The sequence below is a fragment of the Streptomyces sp. NPDC000075 genome, assembly GCF_040301925.1.
GTDB lineage: Bacteria > Actinomycetota > Actinomycetes > Streptomycetales > Streptomycetaceae > Streptomyces > Streptomyces polychromogenes.
Genome location: NZ_JBEPFL010000010.1, coordinates 39,760 through 61,434 on the forward strand (window position 1 = coordinate 39,760; position 21,675 = coordinate 61,434).

23 protein-coding genes are annotated in these 21,675 nt (G+C 70.9%); 19 read left to right on the top strand and 4 right to left on the bottom strand.

What is annotated here, in order from left to right; genetic code table 11:
• Positions 1 to 20 precede the first annotated feature (20 nt).
• From ABT403_RS14420 to ABT403_RS14495, 16 genes are all read left to right on the top strand, one after another.
• Positions 21 to 383, top strand: a complete 363-nt coding sequence (locus ABT403_RS14420; RefSeq protein WP_344161470.1) for an acyl carrier protein — start codon at positions 21 to 23, stop codon at positions 381 to 383.
• Positions 380 to 1,207, top strand: coding sequence for a 4'-phosphopantetheinyl transferase family protein (locus ABT403_RS14425; RefSeq protein WP_344161467.1), 828 nt, complete (start codon positions 380 to 382; stop codon positions 1,205 to 1,207). Before ABT403_RS14420 ends, ABT403_RS14425 begins: the two co-directional genes overlap by 4 nt.
• 23 nt (positions 1,208 to 1,230) lie before the next feature.
• The gene (locus ABT403_RS14430; RefSeq protein WP_344161464.1) at positions 1,231 to 2,181 is read left to right on the top strand and encodes an ACP S-malonyltransferase; all 951 of its coding nucleotides are present in this window, start codon (positions 1,231 to 1,233) and stop codon (positions 2,179 to 2,181) included.
• 135 nt (positions 2,182 to 2,316) lie between these two features.
• Positions 2,317 to 2,556: an acyl-CoA carboxylase subunit epsilon gene (locus ABT403_RS14435; protein ID WP_344161461.1), complete on the top strand. Its 240-nt coding sequence runs from the start codon at positions 2,317 to 2,319 to the stop codon at positions 2,554 to 2,556.
• A gap of 99 nt (positions 2,557 to 2,655) precedes the next feature.
• The gene (locus ABT403_RS14440) at positions 2,656 to 3,153 is read left to right on the top strand and encodes a nuclear transport factor 2 family protein (RefSeq protein WP_344161458.1); all 498 of its coding nucleotides are present in this window, start codon (positions 2,656 to 2,658) and stop codon (positions 3,151 to 3,153) included.
• Positions 3,154 to 3,160: 7 nt separating this feature from the next.
• Positions 3,161 to 3,376, top strand: a complete 216-nt coding sequence (locus ABT403_RS14445) for a hypothetical protein (RefSeq protein ID WP_344161455.1) — start codon at positions 3,161 to 3,163, stop codon at positions 3,374 to 3,376.
• A gap of 49 nt (positions 3,377 to 3,425) precedes the next feature.
• Positions 3,426 to 4,343, top strand: a complete 918-nt coding sequence (locus tag ABT403_RS14450; RefSeq protein WP_344161452.1) for an alpha/beta hydrolase — start codon at positions 3,426 to 3,428, stop codon at positions 4,341 to 4,343.
• A 187-nt stretch (positions 4,344 to 4,530) separates the two neighbouring features.
• On the top strand, positions 4,531 to 5,220 hold the full coding sequence (locus ABT403_RS14455) for a phosphoribosylanthranilate isomerase (RefSeq protein WP_344161449.1): 690 nt from the start codon (positions 4,531 to 4,533) through the stop codon (positions 5,218 to 5,220).
• Positions 5,221 to 5,318: 98 nt separating this feature from the next.
• Entirely contained in the window at positions 5,319 to 5,984 is a 666-nt protein-coding gene (gene upp, locus ABT403_RS14460; protein ID WP_344161446.1) for a uracil phosphoribosyltransferase, read from the top strand.
• Positions 5,984 to 6,907, top strand: a complete 924-nt coding sequence (locus ABT403_RS14465; RefSeq protein ID WP_344161443.1) for an EamA family transporter — start codon at positions 5,984 to 5,986, stop codon at positions 6,905 to 6,907. The genes upp and ABT403_RS14465 overlap by 1 nt, the downstream gene beginning before the upstream one ends.
• Positions 6,908 to 7,041: 134 nt before the next feature.
• Positions 7,042 to 7,275 (top strand): tautomerase family protein, encoded by a 234-nt coding sequence (locus ABT403_RS14470; RefSeq protein WP_344161440.1) that lies wholly within the window; start codon positions 7,042 to 7,044, stop codon positions 7,273 to 7,275.
• Positions 7,276 to 7,285: 10 nt separating this feature from the next.
• Positions 7,286 to 8,230, top strand: coding sequence for a pseudouridine-5'-phosphate glycosidase (locus ABT403_RS14475; RefSeq protein ID WP_344161437.1), 945 nt, complete (start codon positions 7,286 to 7,288; stop codon positions 8,228 to 8,230).
• Positions 8,231 to 8,283: 53 nt separating this feature from the next.
• Positions 8,284 to 9,363 (top strand): alkene reductase, encoded by a 1,080-nt coding sequence (locus ABT403_RS14480; RefSeq protein ID WP_344161434.1) that lies wholly within the window; start codon positions 8,284 to 8,286, stop codon positions 9,361 to 9,363.
• Positions 9,364 to 9,377: 14 nt separating this feature from the next.
• Positions 9,378 to 10,319 carry a ribose-phosphate diphosphokinase gene (locus tag ABT403_RS14485; RefSeq protein ID WP_344161595.1) on the top strand — a complete coding sequence of 314 codons (942 nt, stop codon included), beginning with the start codon at positions 9,378 to 9,380 and terminating at the stop codon, positions 10,317 to 10,319.
• Positions 10,320 to 10,420: 101 nt separating this feature from the next.
• Entirely contained in the window at positions 10,421 to 14,269 is a 3,849-nt protein-coding gene (gene bpsA, locus ABT403_RS14490) for an indigoidine synthase BpsA (protein WP_344161431.1), read from the top strand.
• A 281-nt stretch (positions 14,270 to 14,550) separates the two neighbouring features.
• Positions 14,551 to 15,339, top strand: a complete 789-nt coding sequence (locus ABT403_RS14495) for an AfsR/SARP family transcriptional regulator (RefSeq protein ID WP_344161428.1) — start codon at positions 14,551 to 14,553, stop codon at positions 15,337 to 15,339.
• A 44-nt stretch (positions 15,340 to 15,383) separates the two neighbouring features.
• On the opposite strand, the gene ABT403_RS14500 is transcribed toward ABT403_RS14495, so the two are convergent.
• Together ABT403_RS14500 and ABT403_RS14505 are read right to left on the bottom strand one after the other, a co-directional pair.
• Positions 15,384 to 16,721, bottom strand: coding sequence for a UDP-glucose dehydrogenase family protein (locus ABT403_RS14500; RefSeq protein WP_344161425.1), 1,338 nt, complete (start codon positions 16,719 to 16,721; stop codon positions 15,384 to 15,386).
• A gap of 84 nt (positions 16,722 to 16,805) precedes the next feature.
• Positions 16,806 to 17,003, bottom strand: a complete 198-nt coding sequence (locus ABT403_RS14505; RefSeq protein WP_344161422.1) for a hypothetical protein — start codon at positions 17,001 to 17,003, stop codon at positions 16,806 to 16,808.
• A 162-nt stretch (positions 17,004 to 17,165) separates the two neighbouring features.
• Between ABT403_RS14505 and metK the strand changes: the two genes are divergently transcribed.
• The 3 genes from metK (at position 17,166) to ABT403_RS14520 (ending at position 19,822) form a co-directional block, all read left to right on the top strand.
• Positions 17,166 to 18,374 (top strand): methionine adenosyltransferase, encoded by a 1,209-nt coding sequence (metK, locus tag ABT403_RS14510; protein ID WP_344161419.1) that lies wholly within the window; start codon positions 17,166 to 17,168, stop codon positions 18,372 to 18,374.
• Positions 18,375 to 18,557: 183 nt separating this feature from the next.
• The gene (locus tag ABT403_RS14515) at positions 18,558 to 18,869 is read left to right on the top strand and encodes a hypothetical protein (RefSeq protein ID WP_344161416.1); all 312 of its coding nucleotides are present in this window, start codon (positions 18,558 to 18,560) and stop codon (positions 18,867 to 18,869) included.
• Positions 18,866 to 19,822, top strand: a complete 957-nt coding sequence (locus ABT403_RS14520; RefSeq protein WP_344161414.1) for a zeta toxin family protein — start codon at positions 18,866 to 18,868, stop codon at positions 19,820 to 19,822. The genes ABT403_RS14515 and ABT403_RS14520 overlap by 4 nt, the downstream gene beginning before the upstream one ends.
• Positions 19,823 to 19,832: 10 nt before the next feature.
• Here the strand turns inward: ABT403_RS14520 and ABT403_RS14525 are convergent, their stop codons facing one another.
• Positions 19,833 to 20,681, bottom strand: a complete 849-nt coding sequence (locus ABT403_RS14525) for an oxidoreductase (protein ID WP_344161411.1) — start codon at positions 20,679 to 20,681, stop codon at positions 19,833 to 19,835.
• A complete protein-coding gene (locus ABT403_RS14530; protein WP_344161408.1) occupies positions 20,678 to 21,631 on the bottom strand; it encodes an aromatase/cyclase in 954 nt (317 codons plus the stop codon). Before ABT403_RS14530 ends, ABT403_RS14525 begins: the two co-directional genes overlap by 4 nt.
• Between the last annotated feature and the right edge of the window lie 44 nt (positions 21,632 to 21,675).

A 21,675-nucleotide genomic window follows, 5' to 3' on the forward strand; every position in this document is an offset into this window, starting at 1 on the left:
GCATCATGACCACACTTCACATGTCACAGACATACGAAACAGAAGCCGGCCTGGTCCACATGACCAGGCCCGACATGGCCGTACTGGCCACGGCCGGGCTGCGCGAGCGCACCCGGATCCTGGAGCAGTACGTGCGCGAGGAGCTCGGCCGGATCCTCGGCATCGAGCCGCACCTCGTCGACACCACGGGCCGTCCCATGGGCTGCCTCGGCATCGGCTCGATCTCCGGCATCGAACTCCAGTACCGGATGGAAGCCACGCTCGGCGTCGACGTGAACCTCCAGCGGCTGCTGCTCGCCAACAGCGCCCAGGAGCTCATCGACTGCCTCGCCGGCCAGCTCGGTCCCGAGGCCCACCTGCACGGGGCAGCGGTGCCGGCATGACGACTACCACTCTGCTGCCGGCCGCCCGCCCGGTGGTGAACCACCAGGGTCTGGACCGGCCCGACTTCACCCTCTCCGCCGACCGGGTCGACCTCTGGCTGATCCGCCGCCCCACCGGGGCGGACGCCGACGCCCTCGCGGTCGGTGAACTCGACGCGGACGAGCGCAAGCGCGCCGACGCCTTCATCCGCCGCTCCGACGGCATGCTCTACGCCGCCGCGCACGTCGCCGTGCGCCGGCTGCTCGGACGTTACACCGCGACCCTGCCCCAGGACGTCCGCTTCATGCGCGAGCCCTGCCCCGGCTGCGGCGAGCCGCACGGCCGCCCGGCGCTGTCGCCCCCGCCGCCGCCCCTGCACTACTCCCTCTCGCACAGTGGGGGAGTGGCCATGGTCGGCGTCGGAACGGTTCCGCTCGGCGTTGACGTGGAGAAACTCCCCGGCGCCGAGACGGTGGACATCTGCTCCCGGGCGCTGCACCCGGACGAGCAGCTGGAAATCGCCGAGGCCGGGTCCGGTGACGCGCGCCGGCACCTCTTCGGCCAGATCTGGACGCGGAAGGAAGCGTTTCTCAAGGGGCTTGGGACAGGGTTGAGCCGCTCACCCGCCGAGGACTACCTGGGCACCGACGAGGGCCGCCACCCGGACGGCTGGACCATGGTCGGCGTTCCCGCCGACACCACCCACGCCGCCGCCGTGGCGGTGAAGGGACAGGCGCCGAAGGTCGTCAACGTCAGGTGGGTGCCCGACACCTGGCTGGCCGCAGGCAACACCGTGTGCGGCGACGCCGCCCCCGGACCGAGCGACACGGTCCTCGCCAGTTGAACCGCAAGTAAGGACGTGACCGGATGACCCGCACCGCCTTCGTCTTCCCGGGCCAGGGCTCCGAATGCGCCGGTATGGGCAAGGAGCTGCTCGCCCTGCGGCCCGACCTCGCCGCCACCTACTACCGCACCGCCGACGACCTCCTCGGGTTCCCGCTGTCCCGGCTGTGCGTCGAGGGGTCCCCCCGGGACCTGGAGGACCCCACGGTGGCTCAGCCGGCCGCCTTCCTGACCAGCATGGCCGTACTGGAAGTGCTGCGCGGCCGGGGTCTGGAGCCGGACGCGGTGGCCGGCCACAGCCTGGGTGAGTACGCGGCGCTGGTGGCCGCGGGCGCCCTGGAGTGGACCGAGGCGCTGTGGCTCGTGCGGCTGCGCAGCGAACTGGTGGCCACCGTCGGGGACCGGGTCGGCAGCGCCACGGCCGCGGTCATCGGCCTGAGCCGCCCGGACCTCACGCGCCTGTGCGCGGAGACCCGGGCGGCCACGGGCCAGGTCGTGGAGGTGGCCGGGGACAACGAGCCCCGGCAGACCGTGGTGTCCGGTCAGGCCGAGGCGGTGGCCCGGGTGGCCGGGGCGGCGCGGGAGGCGGGTGCGCGGGTGGAGTGGCTGCGGACCGGCGGCCCGTTCCACTCCAGCCTGCTGGGCGAGGCGGAGGCGGAGTTCACCGAGACGCTGATCGCGACGGAGTTCCGCGACCCGGCCGTGCCGCTGGTCTCCGGCGTCACCGGCGGGTGGGTGACGACGGCTGCCGAGGCCGTCGTCGCCCTGCGCGGGCAGCTCACCAGCCCGGTGCGCTGGACCGGGGCGGTGGAGACCCTCGCCGCCTCCGGCACCGACCGGTTCGTGGAGGTGGGCCCCGGCCGGGTGCTCGGCGGGCTGGTCCGCCGCATCCTGCCGGGGGCCCGCGTCCACAGCACGGACACGTCCGAGCGGCTGGCCGAGGCCGTGGACGAACTGAGCGCCACCGCGGTCTGACCGGCGCGAGGACCACCACGCAGGCAGGACCACTACCCCCGCAGGACCACTACGCCCGCAGGACCGCAACGCCCGCAAGCACGGAAACCCGCCGCGGTGAACGGCGGCGGGAGGTCACGAGACGAGGAGCAGTCCATGGACAGTCACCCGCAGGCCGGCCGGCTCATCCACGTGGTGAAGGGACGTCCCGACGCCGAGGAACTGGCGGCGCTCACCGCCGTCGTCCTGGCCCGCGCGGCGGCGTACGAGGGCGAGCACGGCGGCACGGCCGGCGGCGGGCCCACCCTCGCGGGGTGGAGCTGTCCGCGCGAGCCCCGGGCCTTCCGCGGCGCGCGCACCTGGCGGGGCAACCCCGGCGGAGGACGCACGGCCTGAACGGACCGGGGCCGTGGCGCGAGACCGCTCCGGCCGAGGAGTTCGTGGGCGGACACTCCTGCGCGCCGCATTCCCGAGAGTCCGCCCACAGGAGAGGCCATGCCATCGAGCCATGACGACATAGCGGAACTGCGCGACCAGATACGGGTGTTGCGCGACCGCGCAGAGCTGCGCGAGCTGTTCGACCGCTACGTCACCGCCCTCGACACCTTCGACGGGACCGGCCCGGACGAGGCCGGTTTCCGCGCGCTGTTCACCGAGGACGCCACCTTCGCCTTCCCGATCGGCGTGTGCACCGGCGTCGAGGCCTTCGCGGCCCTTCAGCGCGAGGCGCGGGACCGGTGGGCACGCACCCACCACGTCAGCGCCAACCACCGCGTCACCCTCGACGGGGACCGGGCCCTGGTCCGCGCCCAGCAGGTGACCACCCACGTCCACCACGGCGGGCCGGGCCCCGTCTCCCACTTCGACGTCGGCGGGCACACCGAGGCCCGCGCCGTGCGCACCCCGGACGGCTGGCGGCTGAGCCACGTCTCCTTCCGCGTGGTGTGGGACTCCGGCGTCCGCCTGCCCGAGCTCGCGGGAGTCCGGCTGTGAGCGCCGGATGAACGCCGTACGGATCGCCGGCCACCGGGGTCCCGCACGGGAGCCCGCACGGGAGCCCGTACGGGACCCCGTGCGCGAGCGCGCGTACCGGAGCCGGCCGCACCCCGCGCCGCCCCTGACCACGCTCCTGCGCCGCAGGGCGGCCTGGGGGCTGGCCCTCACCCGGGGCCGGACCGCGCGCCCCGACCCGGGCCGGCCGGCCCGGCCCGCCTGACCCCGCCGGGGACCCCGGCGGGCCGCCGACCCAGCTCCGGAGAGCCCCCATGCACCCCACCCCGTCCCCCGCCGTGCCCCCGGTGCGGTCCGTCGTCCTCGACGCGGACGGGATCCCGCTGTCCGGGCTGCTCGCCCTGCCGGCGGACCCCGTGCCCCGGGCCACGGTGGTGGCCCTGCACGGGGCGGGGATGAGCGCGGGCTACTTCGACAGCCGGGTGCGGCCCGGGTTCTCCCTGCTGGAGCTCGGCGCCTCGCTGGGCTTCGCCGTACTCGCCCTGGACCGGCCCGGGTACGGGGCCTCCGCGGCCGCCCTGCCCCGGGGGCTGGACCTGGCCGGGCAGACGGCCGCCCTGCTCACCGCCCTGGACGGGTACGCCCGGGAGCACGAGCTCGGCGCCGGCCTCTTCCTCGTCGCCCACTCCAACGGCGGCCGCCTCGCGCTGTCCGCCGCCGCCGCCGGGGCCCGGGGACCCCTCGCGCCGATCGGCGTGGACCTGTGCGGCGTCGGCCGCCACTTCGCGGTGGAGCCCGGGCAGTTGCCCGGGGCGGACTTCCCCGGGCAGTGGCGCCGGCACTGGGGCGCGCTGCGCTTCTACCCGCCGGAGGCCTTCCGGGCCTGTGCCGGGCTGGTGTGCCCCGTCCCCGTCGAGGAGGCCCGCGAGACGCCGCTGTGGCCCGGCATGTACCCGGGCGTGGTGGCCGGAGTGAGGGCTCCCGTTCGCTTCACGTTCGCCGAACAGGAGCTGTGGTGGAGGCGGGACGGCGCGGCGGTCGAGGAACTGCTGACTCCGCTGAGGGGGGCCTCCACAGAACTGGTCATCCAGCCCCATGCTGGACACAACGTCAGTCTGGGCTGGGCGGCCCGCAGTTACCACCTGCGGGCCATGGCCTTCCTGGAGGAACGTCTACTCGCCCCGGTGCCCGCGGCAGGTCGGGTTCCGGCCACGACTGACGCGGAACTGTAGAAGGTTGACGGGGATCTGACATATACCCCGTTGACCTACAGATCGGTACCAACGAGGCTTTTCGTGAGCATCCCGTGACGTGTAACGAAGTCCGTCATACCGGGACACGTCCACTCGGAGCCTCTCGTAAGTCTGTTTGATTCACATATCTGCTTGATTCATCAGATCATTCCGCAAAGGAACACACATGAGTGACGTGAAGGACCTGGTGCAGGTCGCCGGAATCATCGACGCCGAAGAGGCCAAGCTGCTGGCCGAGGAGGGCGTCGACTGGTTCGGCTTCCCGCTCCGCCTCCCGTCGGGCAAGGACGACATCTCCGAGGCCGAGGCCACGGAGATCATCGCCGGCCTGACGGCCCCCCAGGAGGGCGTCCTCATCAGCTACATGGTCGACGCCGACGAGATCAGCGCGTTCACCACGCAGCTCGGCGTCAAGGCCGTCCAGCTGCACGGTGACGTCACGCCGGAGGAGCTGCGCAAGCTCAAGGACATCCGTCCCGACCTCTACGTGCTCAAGAGCCTGGTCGTGAAGGAGGACAACGCCGAGGAGCTCCTGCAGTTCGTCGACGAGGTCGCCGAGTTCGTGGACATGTTCATCACGGACACCTTCAACCCGGCCACCGGTGCCAAGGGCGCCACCGGCCTCACCCACGACTGGAACGTCAGCGCCGAGCTCGTGCGCCGTTCCCCCAAGCCGCTCATGATGGCCGGCGGCCTGAGCCCGGAGAACGTCGCCGACGCGATCCGCTTCGTCAAGCCCGCCGCCGTCGACGCGCACAGCCTCCTCGAGGGCGACGACCGCCGCAAGGACCGCGCCAAGGTCGCGAAGTTCGTGGCCGAGTCGCGCAAGGCCTTCGCCGAGATCGCCACCGCCTGATCTCGGCACCCGACCCACACGGTTGCGGTTCCCGGGGCCCACGCGGCCCCGGGCCCGGCCGCAGCACGTCTCCACGACCGACGAGAAGCAGGTTTCTCATGGCGACCGGCCACCACAATGTCCACCCGCTGCCGCAGACCAACCAGCTCCGCGCCATGCACACGATCATCCGTGACCGCAGAGCCTCCCGCGCGGATTTCGTGTTCTACTCCCGGCGCATCATCCGCCTCCTGCTCGAATCGGCGCTCAACCAGCTGCCGTTCGACCAGCACGAGGCCATCACGCCGGTCGGGGAGACGTACGAGGGCCTGAGACTCGGTCCCCAGCTCTGCGCCGTGCCCGTCGTCCGGGCCGGTGACTCGATGCTCGACGAACTGCGCCAGGTCATCCCCGACATCACCGTCGGCAAGCTGCTCATCCAGCGGGACAAGACCACCAAGCTCCCGCACCTGTACTACAAGAACTTCCCCGAGGACATCGCCGACCGGCACGTCCTCCTCCTGGAGCCGATGCTCGCGACCGGCGGCAGCGCCAAGGCGGCCATCGAGGTGCTCCTCGACGCCGGCGTGCACGAGGAGAACATCGTCTTCGTGAACTTCCTCGCCTCCCCCGAGGGCATCGACGCCGTCCACGCCGCGTACCCGCTCGTCAAGATCGTCACGTCCTCGATCGAACAGCGCCTCAACGAGAACGCGTTCATGATCCCGGGCATCGGCGACTTCGGCGACCGCTACTTCGGCACGACCGACTCGGCAGTCGCCTGATGAAGACCAGCCGTACGCTTGCCGACTCCGCGCTGACGGCCCTCGCGCCGGCCATCTGGGGGTCCACGTACCTGGTCACCACGGAGCTGCTCCCGGAGGGCCGGCCGCTGCTGGCCTCCCTGCTCCGTGCCCTGCCCGCAGGCCTGATCCTGGTGCTCATCGGGCGGACGCTGCCCAAGGGCATCTGGTGGTGGCGCGCGCTGGTGCTCGGCGTGCTGAACATCGGCGCCTTCTTCTACCTGCTCTTCGTGGCCGCCTACCACCTTCCGGGCGGCGTCGCGGCGCTGGTGATGTCCATCCAGCCGATGATCGTGCTCCTGCTGGGCGCGGCCCTGCTGAAGGACAAGATCAAGCCGATCCACCTGATCTCCTGCGCCCTCGGCGCGGGCGGTGTGGCCCTGCTGGTCCTCCAGCCGAACGCCGGGCTCAACGCCACCGGTGTCATCGCCGGTCTGCTGGGCGCGCTCAGCATGGCCTCCGGCATCGTGCTGACCAAGCGCTGGGGACGCCCCGAGGGCGTGGGTCTGCTGCCCTTCACGGGCTGGCAGCTCACCGTCGGCGGACTGGTGCTGCTCCCGATCACGCTGATCGGCGAGGGGCTGCCGAGCGAGATCACCGGCAAGAACCTCTGGGGCTTCGCCTACCTCGGCATCATCGGGGCCCTGTTCGCTTACGCGATCTGGTTCCGCGGTGTGGCCCGGCTGCCCGCGCTGGCGGTCTCGTTCCTGAGCTTCGCCTCGCCCCTGGCGGCCACCCTGCTCGGCTACTTCGTCCTCGACCAGTCGCTCTCGCCGATCCAGATCGTCGGAGCCCTGACCGTGGTCGCCTCGGTGATCCTGGCCCAGCCGCGCAAGGGCAAGCCCAAGCCCGAGGCCGAGCCGGCCCGAGAGACCCCGCGGGCGTCCGCCAAGGCCCAGGCCTAGGACAACCGCTCCAGACTCCCCGCCCGTCCCCGCCCCCGAGGCGGGCGGGGAGAGGTGGTGGCACACCGCGGCCTCCCCCGTCCGCGGTGTGCCACCAACCCCCTGCACGAACGACTCGTGAGAGGACCGAAGCGGTGCCCCACATCCACATCAGGCACTACCCCAGGGACTTCACCGCCGAGCAGCTCCAGGCGATCGACGAGGCGGTCACCGCCGCCGTGACGAAGACCTTCGCCACCGGCGAGGACACCGTCTCGATCTCCGTCGAGCCGGTCAGCCCGGAGGACTGGGACGCCCAGGTCCTCTCCGAGATAGCGGCCCGCCCGGATCTGCTGGTCAAGCGACCCGGCTACTGGAACGAGAGTTGAGAGAGACCCGATGAGCGCAAGCAGCGGCATCCCCGTCGTCTACACCGAGGAAGTCCGGGAGGCCCTCCACGAGGGCAAGGCCGTCGTGGCCCTCGAGAGCAACGTCATCACCCACGGCCTGCCCTACCCGGACAACGCGGCCACCGCCCGCAAGGTGGAGGACGCGGTGCGGGCCGGCGGTGCCGTTCCGGCGACGATCTGCATCGAGGCCGGCGAGATCCGCGTCGGCATGTCCGACGCCGACATCGAGCGCTTCGCCTCCCTGCCGGACATCCCCAAGGTGTCCAGCCGGGACCTGCCCGTCATCCTGGCGCAGGGCGGCCTGGGCGCCACCACGGTGGCCTCCTCCGTCGTCGCCGCCGAGCTCGCGGGGATCCCCTTCTTCTCCTCCGCCGGCATCGGCGGCGTGCACCGCGGCGCCCAGGAGACCTGGGACGTGTCCTCGGACCTGATCCAGTTCACCCGGTCCAAGGTCGCCGTGGTCTGCGCGGGCGCCAAGATGATCCTCGACCTCGGGCTGACCCTGGAGTACCTGGAGACGCAGTGCGTCCCCGTCGTCGCCTACCGCTCGGACGACTTCCCCGCGTTCTACTGCCGTACGAGCGGCCACAAGGCGCCCCACCGCCTTGACGACGAGCAGGTCATCGCCCGCGCCATCGAGGCCCACTGGGCGCTCGGCAACAACAGCTCCTTCCTGATCACCACCCCGGTCCGGGAAGAGGACGCCATCGACTCCACCGAGGTGGACACGGCCATCCGGGCCGCGGTCGCCGAGGCCACCCGCGACGGAGTCTCCGGCCAGGCCATCACCAAGTACCTGATGCGCGCCGTCGACGCCGCCACCGACGGCCGCAGCGCCAAGGCCAACATGGCCGTCCTCGCCTCCTGCGCCGAGGCGGCGGGCCGGCTGGCCGTCGCGCACGCGGCACACCTCGCCGAGCGCGCCGGGCGCTGACCCGCACCTTCGAACCACCACCGCACCACGCACCTCAGTCTGGAGAGACACACATGTCCGAGAAGCTGTTCGAGCCGGTCACCCTGGGGAAGCTGGCCCTGGGCAACCGAGTGGTCATGGCGCCCATGTCCCGCAACCGGGCCACCGCCGACGGCCTCGCCACCGACCTCATGGCCACCTACTACGGCCAGCGCGCGGGAGCCGGCCTGATCATCACCGAGGGCGTCCAGCCCTCCGTCACGGGCCAGGGCTTCGGCAACAGCCCGGGTCTGCACACCCAGGAGCAGGCCGCTTCCTGGAAGCCGGTCACCGAGGCCGTGCACGCCCGCGGCGGTCTGATCGTCGCGCAGCTCATGCACTGCGGCCGCATCGGCCACCCCTCGCTCTACCCGAGCGGCCACCAGTCCGTCGCCCCGTCCGCCATCGCCGCGGCCGGCCAGGCGTACGGCCCGCAGGGCCCGCTCGACTACCCGGAGCCGCGCGCCCTGACGGTCGAGGAGATCGCCGAGGTCGTCAAGGAGCACGCGGACTCCGCCGAGCTCGCCATCGAGGCCGGCTTCGACGGTGTGGAGATCCACGCGGGCAACGGCTTCCTGCTCCACCAGTTCCTGGCGGAGAACACCAACCAGCGCACCGACCAGTACGGCGGTTCCATCGAGAACCGCATCCGGTTCGCGATCGAGGTCATCGAGGCGGTCTCCGAGCGCATCGGCGCCGACCGCGTCGGCGTGCGCATCTCGCCGTCGAACCCGTACAACGACATCGTCGAGGGCGACACCCGCGCGATCTACGAGGCGCTCGTCGCGGCCCTGCCGCCCGTCGCCTTCCTGCACATCCTCGAGGGCGGCAACCGCGACCACATCGAGGCCCTGCGCGCGCAGTGGACCGGCACCATCGTGCTGTGCCCGCACCCGGAGAACGGCGTCCCGGTCAACGGCGAGATCGCCGAGGCGGCGCTGGAGGCCGGCGTCGCCTGCGCCGTCGCCTTCGGCTCGTCCTTCGTCGCCAACCCGGACCTGCCGGAGCGCATCCGCTCCGGTGCCGCGCTGGCCGAGGCCGACCAGAGCAAGTTCTACGGCGGTGACCACACCGGTTACACCGACTACCCGACGCTCGACGGCACCGCCGCGTGAGCTACTCCGGGAAGATGCTGCTCTTCTCGGGGCGCGCGCACCCCGAGCTGGCTCAGGCCATCGCGGCGGAGCTGGGCACGGAGCTGGTCGAGACGAAGGCGATCGACTTCGCCAACGGCGAGATCTACATCCGCTACCACGCCTCCGTGCGCGGCGCGGACTGCTTCGTGGTCCAGAGCCACACGGCCCCCATCAACAAGTCGATCATGGAACAGCTCATCATGATCGACGCGCTGAAGCGGGCCTCGGCGCGCAGCGTCACGGTGATCCTGCCCTTCTACGGATACGCGCGACAGGACCGCAAGCACAGCGGCCGGGAACCCATCTCGGCCCGCCTGGTGGCGGACCTGCTCAAGACCGCCGGCGCCGACCGGATCCTGACGATCGACCTGCACGCCGACCAGATCCAGGGATTCTTCGACGGCCCGGTGGACCACCTGTTCGCCATGCCGGTCCTCGCGGACTACATCGGCTCCAAGGTGGACCGTGAGGCGCTGACCGTGGTCTCGCCCGACGCCGGCCGCGTGCGTGTGGCGGACGGCTGGTGCGACCGCCTCGGCGCTCCGCTGGCCATCGTCCACAAGCGGCGCGACAAGGACGTGGCCCACCAGGTCACGGCCCACGAGGTGGTCGGCGAGGTCCGCGACCGGGTCTGCGTCCTGGTCGACGACATGATCGACACCGGCGGCACGATCTGCGCCGCCGCCGACGCCCTCTTCGCACAGGGGGCGCGGGACGTCATCGTGGCGGCCACGCACGGGGTGCTCTCGGGCCCCGCGGCGGACCGCCTGAAGAACTCGCAGGTGAGCGAGTTCGTGTTCACGGACACCCTGCCGGTGCCCGGGGCCCTCGGACTGGACAAGGTCACCGTCCTGTCCATCGCCCCGCTCATCGCGGGCGCCTCGCGCGCCGTGTTCGAGAACGGATCCGTCACCAGGCTCCTGCAGAGCCGGTGATCGCCCGGACGGACGGGCCCGACGGGGCCCGTCCGTCCGAAGGGGGAGGCGGCCGCACGCACCGAGCCGCTCCACAACGGAATGTCATAAGGAAGCGGGAAATGACTCTTCAGGAGACCAGCGTGCTCGAGCCCACCCTGCAGGGGACCACCACGTTGCCCGGCCTGCTCGCCCAGCGTGTGGCCGAACACCCCGAGGCGATCGCGGTCGCCTACCGGGACGACAAGCTCACCTTCCGCGAGCTGGCGTCCAGAAGCGCGGCCCTGGCCGACTACCTGGAGCACCTCGGTGTCTCCGCCGACGACTGCGTCGGCCTGTTCGTCGAGCCGTCGATCGACCTGATGGTCGGCGCCTGGGGCATCCTCAACGCCGGTGCGGCCTACCTGCCGCTGTCCCCGGAGTACCCCGAGGACCGGCTCCGCTACATGATCGAGAACAGCCAGGCGAAGATCATCCTGGCGCAGCAGCGCCTGGTGTCCCGCCTGCGCGAGCTCGCGCCGAAGGACGTCACCATCGTGACCCTGCGCGAGTCCGAGGCCTTCGTCCGCCCCGAAGGCACGGAGGCCCCGGCCGCCGGCGGCGCCCGCCCGGACACCCTCGCGTACGTCATCTACACCTCCGGCAGCACGGGCAAGCCGAAGGGTGTGATGATCGAGCACCGCAGCATCGTCAACCAGCTCAACTGGCTGCGCGAGACCTACGCCATCGACCGCAGCAAGGTCATCCTGCAGAAGACCCCGATGAGCTTCGACGCCGCCCAGTGGGAGATCCTCTCCCCGGCCAACGGCGCGACCGTCGTCATGGGCGCCCCGGGCGTCTACGCCGACCCCGAGGGCCTCATCGAGACCATCGTCAAGCACAACGTGACCACCCTCCAGTGCGTCCCGACGCTGCTCCAGGGTCTGATCGACACCGAGAAGTTCCCCGAGTGCGTCTCCCTCCAGCAGATCTTCAGCGGTGGCGAGGCCCTCTCCCGCCTGCTGGCGATCCAGACCACGCAGGAGATGCCCGGCCGGGCGCTCATCAACGTCTACGGGCCGACCGAGACGACGATCAACTCGTCCTCGTTCCCCGTCGACCCGGCCGCCCTGGACGAGGGACCGCAGTCCATCTCCATCGGCTCCCCGGTGCACGGCACCACGTACCACATCCTCGACAAGGAGACCCTCAAGCCGGTCGGCGTCGGGGAGATCGGCGAGCTGTACATCGGCGGCGTCCAGCTGGCCCGCGGCTACCTGCACCGCGACGACCTGACCGCCGAGCGCTTCCTGGAGATCGAGCTCGAGGAGGGCGCCGAGCCCGTCCGCCTGTACAAGACGGGCGACCTCGGCCAGTGGAACACCGACGGCACCGTGCAGTTCGCCGGCCGCGCCGACAACCAGGTCAAGCTGCGCGGCTACCGCGTCGAGCTCGACGAGATATCCCTGGCGATCGAGAACCACGACTGGGTCCGCAACGCCGCCGTCATCGTCAAGAACGACGGCCGCACCGGCTTCCAGAACCTGATCGCCTGCATCGAGCTGAGCGAGAAGGAAGCCGCCCTGATGGACCAGGGCAACCACGGCTCCCACCACGCGTCGAAGAAGAGCAAGCTCCAGGTCAAGGCGCAGCTGTCCAACCCGGGCCTGCGCGACGACGCCGAGCTGGCCGCCCGCCCGGCCTTCGACCTGGAGGGCTCCGAGCCCACCCCCGAGCAGCGCGCCCGGGTCTTCGCCCGCAAGACGTACCGCTTCTACGAGGGCGGCGCCGTCACCCAGGCCGACCTGCTGGGCCTGCTGAGCGCCAAGGTCACCGCGGGCCAGTCGCGCAAGGCGGCCGACCTGGCCCCCGCCGAACTCGGCCAGATCCTGCGCTGGTTCGGCCAGTACATCAGCGACGAGCGGCTCCTGCCGAAGTACGGCTACGCCTCCCCGGGCGCGCTGTACGCGACGCAGATGTACTTCGAGCTGGAGGGCGTCGGCGGTCTCAAGCCGGGCTACTACTACTACCAGCCGGTCCGCCACCAGCTCGTCCTCATCAGCGAGCGCGAGGCCACCGGCAAGGCCACGGCACAGATCCACTTCATCGGCAAGAAGAGCGGCATCGAGCCGGTCTACAAGAACAACATCGTCGAGGTCCTCGAGATCGAGACCGGCCACATGGTCGGCCTCTTCGAGCAGATCCTGCCGGCCTACGGCCTCGACATCCACGACCGCGCCTACGAGCCGGCGGTCAAGGACCTCCTCGACGTCGCCGACGAGGACTACTACCTGGGCACCTTCGAGCTGGTCCCGCACGCGGGCGCGCGCGACGACCAGGCCGAGGTCTACGTCCAGACGCACGGCGGCAAGATCGCCGGTCTGCCCGAGGGCCAGTACCGCTACGAGAACGGCGAGCTGACCCGCTTCTCGGACGACATCGTCCTCAAGAAGCACGTCATCGCGATCAACCAGTCGGTGTACCAGGCCGCCAGCTTCGGCATCAGCGTCTACAGCCGCGCCGAGGAGGAGTGGCTGAAGTACATCACCCTCGGCAAGAAGCTCCAGCACCTGTCGATGAACGGGCTGAACCTGGGCTTCATGTCCTCCGGCTACAGCTCCAAGACGGGCAACCCGCTGCCGGCCTCGCGCCGCATGGACGCCGTCCTCGCCCAGAACGGCGTCGAGAGCGGCCCGATGTACTTCTTCGTCGGCGGCCGCATCAGCGACGAGCAGATCGGCCACGAGGGCATGCGCGAGGACAGCGTCCACATGCGCGGCCCGGCCGAGCTCATCCGCGACGACCTCGTCAGCTTCCTCCCGGACTACATGATCCCCAACCGGGTCGTGGTCTTCGAGCGGCTGCCGCTGTCCGCCAACGGCAAGATCGACGTCAAGGCGCTCGCCGCCTCCGACCAGGTCAACGCCGAGCTCGTCGAGCGTCCCTTCGTCGCCCCGCGCACGGAGACGGAGAAGGAGATCGCGGCGGTCTGGGAGAAGGCCCTGCGCCGCGAGAACGCCTCCGTCCAGGACGACTTCTTTGAGTCGGGCGGCAACTCGCTGATCGCCGTCGGCCTGGTGCGCGAGCTCAACTCCCGCCTGGGCATCTCCCTGCCGCTGCAGAGCGTTCTGGAGTCCCCGACCATCGAGAAGCTGGCCCGCCGCCTGGAGCGCGAGGTCGCCCAGGAGTCCTCGCGCTTCGTCCGCCTGCACGCGGAGACCGGCAAGGCGCGGCCCGTGATCTGCTGGCCGGGTCTGGGCGGCTACCCGATGAACCTGCGCAGCCTGGCCGGCGAGATCGGCCTCGGCCGCTCGTTCTACGGCGTCCAGTCCTTCGGCATCAACGAGGGCGAGACCCCGTACGAGACCATCACCGAGATGGCCAAGAAGGACATCGAGGCCCTCAAGGAGATCCAGCCGGCCGGCCCCTACACCCTGTGGGGCTACTCCTTCGGCGCCCGCGTGGCCTTCGAGACCGCCTACCAGCTGGAGCAGGCGGGCGAGAAGGTGGACAACCTCTTCCTGATCGCCCCGGGCTCCCCGAAGGTGCGCGCCGAGAACGGCAAGGTGTGGGGCCGTGAGGCGTCCTTCGCCAACCGCGGCTACACCACGATCCTGTTCTCGGTCTTCACCGGCACCATTTCCGGTCCGGACCTGGACCGGTGCCTGGAGACCGTGACGGACGAGGCCTCCTTCGCCGAGTTCATCAGCGAGCTCAAGGGAATCGACGTCGACCTCGCCCGCCGGATCATCTCGGTCGTGGGCCAGACGTACGAATTCGAGTACTCCTTCCACGAGCTGGCCGAGCGCACCCTCCAGGCGCCGATCAGCATCTTCAAGGCCGTGGGCGACGACTACTCGTTCCTGGAGAACAGCAGCGGTTACTCGGCCGAGCCGCCGACGGTCATCGACCTCGACGCCGACCACTACAGCCTGCTGCGCGAGGACATCGGCGAGCTGGTCAAGCACATCCGCTACCTGCTCGGCGAGTGACCGGGTAAGGAAAAGCGGGACGAATGAAGACGGCCGCCCCACCGGAGAAATCCGGCGGGGCGGCCGCCTTTTCGCATTTCGGCTTCCGGTTTCAACTCCCGGTTTCAACTTCCGGTTTCAGCTTCCGGCCATCAGAGGGCGTCGGGTGGCTCAATTCTGACGCAGATTGACCGCGTTCTGACATACCTCCTGTTGACGTCCACATTCCCCACACAAGACACTTCTATTGATTCCAGCCGTCCTGTTTTTTGTTGTTCATCGCTGATGAGGAGTCATCTTCCATGCGCTTCAATCTCATCGGCCCCTTCGAGATCGTCACCGACGACGGCAGGACCTACCAGCCCGGTACCCCCAAGGTCTGCCAGACGCTCGCCCTGCTGCTCACCCGGCCCGGGGAGATCGTCACGGCCGAGGCCCTCATCCGGGAGCTGTGGGGCGAGAACCCCCCGCGCAGCGCCGTCACCACGCTCCAGACGTACGTCTACCACGCGCGCCGGATGTTCACCCAGGAGGAGCTGGCGCCCCCCGGGCGCTGCCTGATCGTCACCGGGCCGTCCGGCTACGTGATGCGCGTCGAGGACTCCGAGGTCGACGTGCGGATCTTCGAGCGGCTCGTCACCCGGGCCCGGTACGAGCTGGCCGAGGAGGAGCCGCAGCGGGCGCTGCGCACGGTCGCCCAGGCGCTCGACCTGTGGCGGGGGCCCGCCCTGTCGAACTTCCCCGCCGGCGACGTGCTCGCCGGGCACGTCGTGCACTTGGAGGAGCTGCGGATCAGGGCCTTCGAGACCCGCATCGAGGCGCAGGAGGCGCTGGGCCGCCACCGCGAGTCCATCCCGGAGCTGCGCAAGCTGATCAACGACTACCCGCTCAACGAGTGGTTCCACAGCCGGCTCATCGGCGCGCTCGGCGCCGCCGGACGGCGGGCGGAGGCCCTCCAGGCCTACCAGAAGGTGCGCCGGCTGCTCGCGGAGGAACTGGGCCTGGAACCCTCCGCGGAACTCAAGCGACTGCACGGCCGTCTCCTGAGCCCGGCACGCGGCGACCGGCACGCGGTGGGCGCGGCCGTCTGAGCCGTGGCGGCGTCTCCGCGCCGGCTGATCAGTGGGGGACGCCGTCAAGCGGTCGCCGCTGCGGGACCGCGCTGTTTCCCGGGTCGTCCGAGCTGGTGGAGGGTCCAGCCCGCCGTGCGCCAGGGCTCGGGGTCGAGCGTGGTGCGGCAGTCGACGAGCAGGGGGGTGTCGGGGCGCTCGACGAGGGCGGCGGGGTCCACCTGCCGGTACTCGGGCCATTCGGTGGCCAGGACGACGAGGTCGGCGCCGTCGAGGGAGGCGGGGAGCTCGTCGGTGTAGTCGAACTCGGGGTTGCGGATCATGGCGGTGGCCACGGCCTGGGGATCGTGGACGGTGACGGTGGCGCCGGCCTGCCGGAGGGCGTGGGCGAGGGCGAGGGCAGGGGATTCACGGACGTCGTTGGTGCCGGGCTTGAAGGCCGCCCCCCACACCGTGACCCGGGCACCCCTGAGGGGCCTGCCCGCCAGGGCGCTGTCGATGAGGCGCATGGCGACGTCGGTGCGGGACTCGTTGACCTCTTCGGCGGCGCGCAGGAGGGCGGCCGCGCGGTCGGCGCCGAGCTGGCGGGCGGAGGCGGTGAAGGCGCGGACGTCCTTGGGGAGGCAGCCGCCGCCGTAGCCGATGCCGGGGCGCATGCCGCCGCTGCCGATGCGGGGGTCGACGCCGAGGATGTCGACGATCTGGGAGACGTCGCCGCCGGCGGCCTCGCACATGTCGGCGACGGCGTTGATGTAGCTGATCTTCAGGCCGAGGAAGGTGTTGGCGGCGCCCTTGGCGAGTTCGGCGGTGGCGGGGTCGGTGACGAACAGGGGGACGCCGGTGTCGAGGATGGGGGCGTAGACGGCGCGGATGGCCTTCTCGCCCTCGGTGGTGGTCACGCCCGCGATGAGGCGGTCCGGGCGCAGGGTGTCCTCCACGGCGTGGCCCTCCCGCAGGAACTCCGGGTTCCAGACGACGTCGACGGCTTCTCCGGCCGGTGCCAGACGCTGGGCGAGGGCGGTGACCTGAGCGGTGGTGCCGACGGTGACGGTGGACTTGCCGACGATCGTGCACGGCCGGTCGAGGTGGGGGGCGAGCTGGCGGATGGCGCCGTAGACCTGGCCGGTGTCGTAGGAGCGGCCGTCGGCGTCGATGGGGGTGCCGACGCCGATGAAGTGCAGCTCGGCGAAGGCGGCGGCCTCGCGGACGTCGGTGGTGAACCGCAGGCGTCCGCTGCCGGTGTGGCGGGCGAGCAGCTCGGGCAGGCCGGTCTCGTAGATGGGGCAGTCACCGGCGTTGAGGCGGTCGACCTCGTCGACGCCGATGACTTCGTGGCCGAGTTCGGCCATCGCGGCCGCGTGCGGGATGCCGAGGTGTCCGCAGCCGATCACTGAAACGCGCATTCCTTGACTCTCACTTCAGGAGGGGCCCGTGTGCGGGCCGGGGAACAGCTCCCAGAGGCTAGCGCCGTTCCCCGGACCCACTTGTCAGGCCTGGTCGGTTCCGAGGTCCAGCAGCCGCTCCAGCTCGCCGATCGCATGGGCCGCCGTCTGCCGCACGACCACGTCACCGGTCTGCGGCGTCTCCAGCGGGTAGGGGAACCAGGATCCGTCCGGACGGGGGAACCCCTCCGGTCGACGAGGAACACCTTCAGCCCGGCCGCGCGGGCCCGCTTGGCCACCCACCGCCGGTCGTTGTGGCCTGACGCCGCCCTCCGCCGGGCGGGGCGCCCGCCGCCGGGGCCGGGGCCGCGCCACGCATTCGAGCAGGGCTCCAGGGAGGTCGGAGACGGTCACCCTTCCGGCCGTGCACGGGTCGTGCACGGGGCCGCACAAGGAGGAGACCGCATGTCCCGTCGTCTGTTCACCTCGGAGTCCGTGACCGAGGGCCATCCCGACAAGATCGCCGACCAGATCAGCGACACGATCCTGGACGCGCTGCTGCGCCAGGACCCGACCTCGCGGGTGGCCGTGGAGACCCTGATCACCACGGGTCTGGTGCACGTCGCCGGCGAGGTGACGACGAAGGCGTACGCCCCGATCGCCCAGCTCGTCCGCGAGCGGATCCTGGAGATCGGCTACGACTCGTCCGAGAAGGGCTTCGACGGCGCCTCCTGCGGCGTGTCGGTGTCCATCGGGGCCCAGTCCCCGGACATCGCCCAGGGTGTGGACACGGCCTACGAGTCCCGGGTCGAGGGCGACGAGGACGAGCTCGACAAGCAGGGCGCGGGTGACCAGGGCCTGATGTTCGGCTACGCCTGCGACGAGACCCCCGAGCTGATGCCGCTCCCGGTCCACCTCGCGCACCGGCTCTCGCGCCGCCTGTCCGAGGTCCGCCGCAACGCGACCCTGCGCTACCTGCGCCCCGACGGCAAGACCCAGGTCACCATCGAGTACGACGGGGACAAGCCGGTCCGCCTCGACACGGTCGTGGTCTCCACCCAGCACGCCTCGGAGATCGACCTCGAGAACCAGCTCACCCCGGACATCCGCGAGCACGTGGTGGAGCACGTGCTCGCGCGGCTCGCCGAGGACGGGATCAAGCTGGACACCGAGGGCTACCGCCTGCTGGTCAACCCGACCGGCCGTTTCGAGATCGGCGGCCCGATGGGCGACGCCGGCCTGACCGGCCGCAAGATCATCATCGACACGTACGGCGGCATGGCCCGCCACGGTGGCGGCGCGTTCTCGGGCAAGGACCCGTCGAAGGTGGACCGCAGCGCGGCGTACGCGATGCGGTGGGTGGCCAAGAACGTGGTCGCCGCCGGTCTGGCCTCGCGCTGCGAGGTGCAGGTCGCGTACGCGATCGGCAAGGCCGAGCCCGTCGGCCTGTTCGTGGAGACCTTCGGCACCGCCACGGTCGACGCCCGCAGGATCGAGGAGGCCATCACCGAGGTCTTCGACCTCCGCCCGGCGGCCATCATCCGCGACCTGGACCTGCTGCGGCCCATCTACGCGCAGACCGCCGCGTACGGCCACTTCGGCCGCGAACTCCCCGACTTCACCTGGGAACGCACCGACCGCACCGAAGCCCTCCGCACCGCGGCCGGGCTCTGAGGGCTCTGAGTGGCTCCGGGGTCTGCAGGGCGCTACCGCGTGCGGGTCGTGCTCGCCGTGGAGACCCCGGAGAACGGGACCATGGAGCCCGTCCTGAAGGCCAGGACGAACCTCGCACGTGCACTGGCACGTTGGGCACACTGCTGGGAGGAGTAGACCCCCAGCGAGGAAAGAGGAACGACCATGGCCGGACCCGACGACGGCATTCCCATCACGCACCAGCTGGAGTCCTACGCATGGTCGAATGAGGAGACGGCCGCCTACGAGGCGGCGATCGAAGCGGTGAACGGGGCCGTCGGCGCCTACAGCGCGCTGATCGCCGCGCAAGAGGCCAAGGCCGAGCCGGACCAAGCCGTCATCGAGCAGGCGCACGCGGCCCAGTTCCGGCTCGCCCGCGAGCGTGAGGCGCTGCGCTCCGGCGATCGTGAGCAGATCGCCGCCGCGCGTCGGCACTATGCGCAGCTTGCCCGCGACATCAGGGACGGCATCGCGTGACCGACCCAAACGAAGTCGGGCGCTACCGGTTATCAGAGGCCGAGAACCGGAGGATCTTCCTGGAGGGGATCGTTCCCGAACTCCTGGAGGGACGCGTGCCGCAGGGGACGCCCACCGTGGTGTTCCTCATCGGCCAGCCCGGCGCCGGAAAGAGCCGCCTGACGGAAGAGGTGGCTCGAATCCTTGACCGGCGTGGTGGGTTCGTGGACGTCGACAGCGACCTCTACAAGCCCTACCACCCGTCCTACGAAGCCCTCATGGCGCAGGACGACACCCTCATGGCCGCCTACACCCGGGCGGACGGCCGTGCGTGGATGGCGCAGGCGGAGGAGTACGTCCGCTCCCACAAGCTGCATGCGATCATCCAGGAGACCTCCCAGAACGCACAGGCCGTGGAGGACAAGATGCTTGCCTACCGCGGCGCCGGTGCCCGTGTCGAAGCGCTTTTCATGGGCGTTCCCAAAGCGATGAGTGACCAGGGGATCGTCAACCGGTACTTCGAGCAACTCGCCGACCGGGGTCAGGGACGGCTCACGGTGCAGTCCAACGCCGACGAGTCCTACCGCGGCATTCTCGAGCTGGCCGACCGTGTCGACGGCGGCGTCCTGGCCCACGTAGCCGGTGTCCACCGACGGGGCGAAGGAAAGCCGCGATACAGCAACACGGTCGACGGCTCCGGCGCATGGTCCGGCCCTCCCCGCCTGGCGCAAGCCCTCGAAGCGGAGCGGACTCGGCCCTGGACGGCGGCCGAGAGCGAGGCCTTCGCTGCCACCCAGCTGCGGCTGCGGGAAGCGAGCCAGGGGGAACTGCCTCCCGCCCGGCGGGAGCAGGAGGCCGGAATCCGGCAGCGGATGCGGGACCTTGCAGGGGCCCGCCCTGTTGCACCCCTGGCAGACGCCGCCCGGCCCGTGCCATGGACGAAGGAGGCCCAAGGCCGTAACCGATCGCTGTGAAGGAAACGGTCTACGCCGGCGGGAAGTCCGTCGTTGGGGCCAGGGGGGCCCATTGGGCCCAGGTGGTCAGGCGTTCGTGGAGGGCTGCCGGGGCGCGGTCGGCCGCCGTGGTGCCCAGGAGGACGCGGAGCGGGGGGTTCTCGGCCTCCAGGAGTTTCAGGAGGGCCACCCCGGCCCGGCGGGGGTCGCCGGGCTGGAGGTGGGCGAAGGCGCCCGAGAGGCCGTGCCGGCGCTTGGCCAGTACGGCGTCGTAGGCGGTCTTGGGCGTGGCCCGGACCAGGGAGCTCGCGCTCCAGTCGGTGCGGAACTCGCCCGCCTCGATCAGGGTGACCTTGATCCCGAAGCCGGCCACCTCCTGGGCCAGGGTCTCGCCCATCGCCTCCAGGGCCCATTTGCTGGCGCAGTACATGCCCAGGTTCGGGTACGTGGTCACGCCCGCGATGCTGGACATCTGGAGGAGGTGGCCCGAGCCCTGGCGGCGCATCAGCGGGAGTACGGCCTGGGTGGTCCACAGGGCGCCGAGGAAGTTCACGTCGAACTGGTCGCGGACCTGCCGTTCGGTGACCTCCTCCACCGCTCCGGCCAGCCCGTACCCCGCGTTGTTCAGCAGGACGTCGATCCGCCCGGCCCGCTCCCCGGCCTCGGCCACGGTGGCGAAGACCGCCGCGCGGTCGGTGACGTCCAGGGTCATGGGCAGGACCCGCGCGCCGAAGCGCTCGACGAGCCCGCCGAGCGCCTCGACGCGGCGGGCCGTGGCGACCACGGTGTCCCCGGCCTCCAGGACGACCTCGGCGACCGCCCGTCCCAGGCCCCGGGAGGCACCGGTGACGAACCAGACCCGAGGCGTCCCCCGCGTCATCGACGGGCCCGCTGCTCGGCGAAGGCCTTGGCGTGGTTGAGGGTGGCGGTGCTGTTGGTGCTGAGTGCCGTGCGCACGTACGCCTTGGCGTCCTCGACCGTGGCCTCGGGGCCCAGGATCCGGGCGATGTTGGCGGTGTTGATCGTCACCGTGTGCTGGGAGGAGGCGGACACGCCGCCCTCGCCGTCCTCGGCGAAGGTCCAGTAGCCGGTGTGCAGGCTCATCAGCGCCGGCAGCGTCGTCTGCTTGTAGGCGATCCGCTCGTCCGGGAACGTCACCCGGTAGGACTTGGTGGTGTGGACGGAGCCGTCCTTGGCCCGGGTGTCCATCTCCAGTTCCTGGAGGCCCGGCGTGTCCTCGGTGAGCCGGACGACCGCCACGTGCGGCAGCCGCTCGGGCCACAGGTCCGCCTCGTTGACGAAGTCGTAGACGTCCTTGGCGGAGCCCTCGACGCGGACCGTGTCCTCGAAGGAGAACGTCAGGTCCTCGGTGGCGTGGGCGTGCTCGACGTTGGTCTTGAGGGCGGCCAGTTCCGAGCGCGAGTTGCGGTCCACGGCCCGGTCGATCCACTCCAGCTTCGCCGGGTCGTCGTCCTCGGCCCGGTAGTCGTGCAGCAGGCGCACCCGGGACTCGCCCTCGGAGAGCGGCTCGATGATCCACGTGCCGCCCATCGCGGCGACCGGGGGAGCCGGGACCTCCTGGCGGAAGGTGATCGTCAGCTTCTCCGGGTCCAGGGTGCGGCGGGAGGTCCAGTTCTTGGGCTCGCCGTTGGCGGTGGCCCAGATCCGGATGCGCTCCTCGTTCCCGCCCTGCGGGACGTGGTCCACGTAGATGGTCGGGGGGAAGATCCGCGGCCAGTTGCGGACCTCGGCGATCAACCGGTACACGGCGTCGGCCGGGGCCGAGACCGTGATCTCGTGCTCCACTTCACGCAGGCCGGGCTGCGGCATGGTCTTGCTCCTCGGATTCGGGGTCGTGCGGGCGTACGGGGGCG

What these genes read in the sequence shown, in the direction of transcription:
- ABT403_RS14435 (WP_344161461.1), top strand. Translation starts at nt 2,317, where the DNA reads ATGGACAGTCACCCGCAGGCCGGCCGGCTCATCCACGTGGTGAAGGGA.
- ABT403_RS14455 (WP_344161449.1), top strand. Translation starts at nt 4,531, where the DNA reads ATGAGTGACGTGAAGGACCTGGTGCAGGTCGCCGGAATCATCGACGCC.
- ABT403_RS14425 (WP_344161467.1), top strand. Translation starts at nt 380, where the DNA reads ATGACGACTACCACTCTGCTGCCGGCCGCCCGCCCGGTGGTGAACCAC.
- metK (WP_344161419.1), top strand. Translation starts at nt 17,166, where the DNA reads ATGTCCCGTCGTCTGTTCACCTCGGAGTCCGTGACCGAGGGCCATCCC.
- ABT403_RS14480 (WP_344161434.1), top strand. Translation starts at nt 8,284, where the DNA reads ATGTCCGAGAAGCTGTTCGAGCCGGTCACCCTGGGGAAGCTGGCCCTG.
- ABT403_RS14450 (WP_344161452.1), top strand. Translation starts at nt 3,426, where the DNA reads ATGCACCCCACCCCGTCCCCCGCCGTGCCCCCGGTGCGGTCCGTCGTC.
- ABT403_RS14475 (WP_344161437.1), top strand. Translation starts at nt 7,286, where the DNA reads ATGAGCGCAAGCAGCGGCATCCCCGTCGTCTACACCGAGGAAGTCCGG.
- bpsA (WP_344161431.1), top strand. Translation starts at nt 10,421, where the DNA reads ATGACTCTTCAGGAGACCAGCGTGCTCGAGCCCACCCTGCAGGGGACC.
- upp (WP_344161446.1), top strand. Translation starts at nt 5,319, where the DNA reads ATGGCGACCGGCCACCACAATGTCCACCCGCTGCCGCAGACCAACCAG.
- ABT403_RS14500 (WP_344161425.1), bottom strand. Translation starts at nt 16,721, where the DNA reads ATGCGCGTTTCAGTGATCGGCTGCGGACACCTCGGCATCCCGCACGCG.
- ABT403_RS14445 (WP_344161455.1), top strand. Translation starts at nt 3,161, where the DNA reads ATGAACGCCGTACGGATCGCCGGCCACCGGGGTCCCGCACGGGAGCCC.
- ABT403_RS14515 (WP_344161416.1), top strand. Translation starts at nt 18,558, where the DNA reads ATGGCCGGACCCGACGACGGCATTCCCATCACGCACCAGCTGGAGTCC.
- ABT403_RS14530 (WP_344161408.1), bottom strand. Translation starts at nt 21,631, where the DNA reads ATGCCGCAGCCCGGCCTGCGTGAAGTGGAGCACGAGATCACGGTCTCG.
- ABT403_RS14440 (WP_344161458.1), top strand. Translation starts at nt 2,656, where the DNA reads ATGCCATCGAGCCATGACGACATAGCGGAACTGCGCGACCAGATACGG.
- ABT403_RS14465 (WP_344161443.1), top strand. Translation starts at nt 5,984, where the DNA reads ATGAAGACCAGCCGTACGCTTGCCGACTCCGCGCTGACGGCCCTCGCG.
- ABT403_RS14525 (WP_344161411.1), bottom strand. Translation starts at nt 20,681, where the DNA reads ATGACGCGGGGGACGCCTCGGGTCTGGTTCGTCACCGGTGCCTCCCGG.
- ABT403_RS14485 (WP_344161595.1), top strand. Translation starts at nt 9,378, where the DNA reads ATGCTGCTCTTCTCGGGGCGCGCGCACCCCGAGCTGGCTCAGGCCATC.
- ABT403_RS14495 (WP_344161428.1), top strand. Translation starts at nt 14,551, where the DNA reads ATGCGCTTCAATCTCATCGGCCCCTTCGAGATCGTCACCGACGACGGC.
- ABT403_RS14420 (WP_344161470.1), top strand. Translation starts at nt 21, where the DNA reads ATGTCACAGACATACGAAACAGAAGCCGGCCTGGTCCACATGACCAGG.
- ABT403_RS14430 (WP_344161464.1), top strand. Translation starts at nt 1,231, where the DNA reads ATGACCCGCACCGCCTTCGTCTTCCCGGGCCAGGGCTCCGAATGCGCC.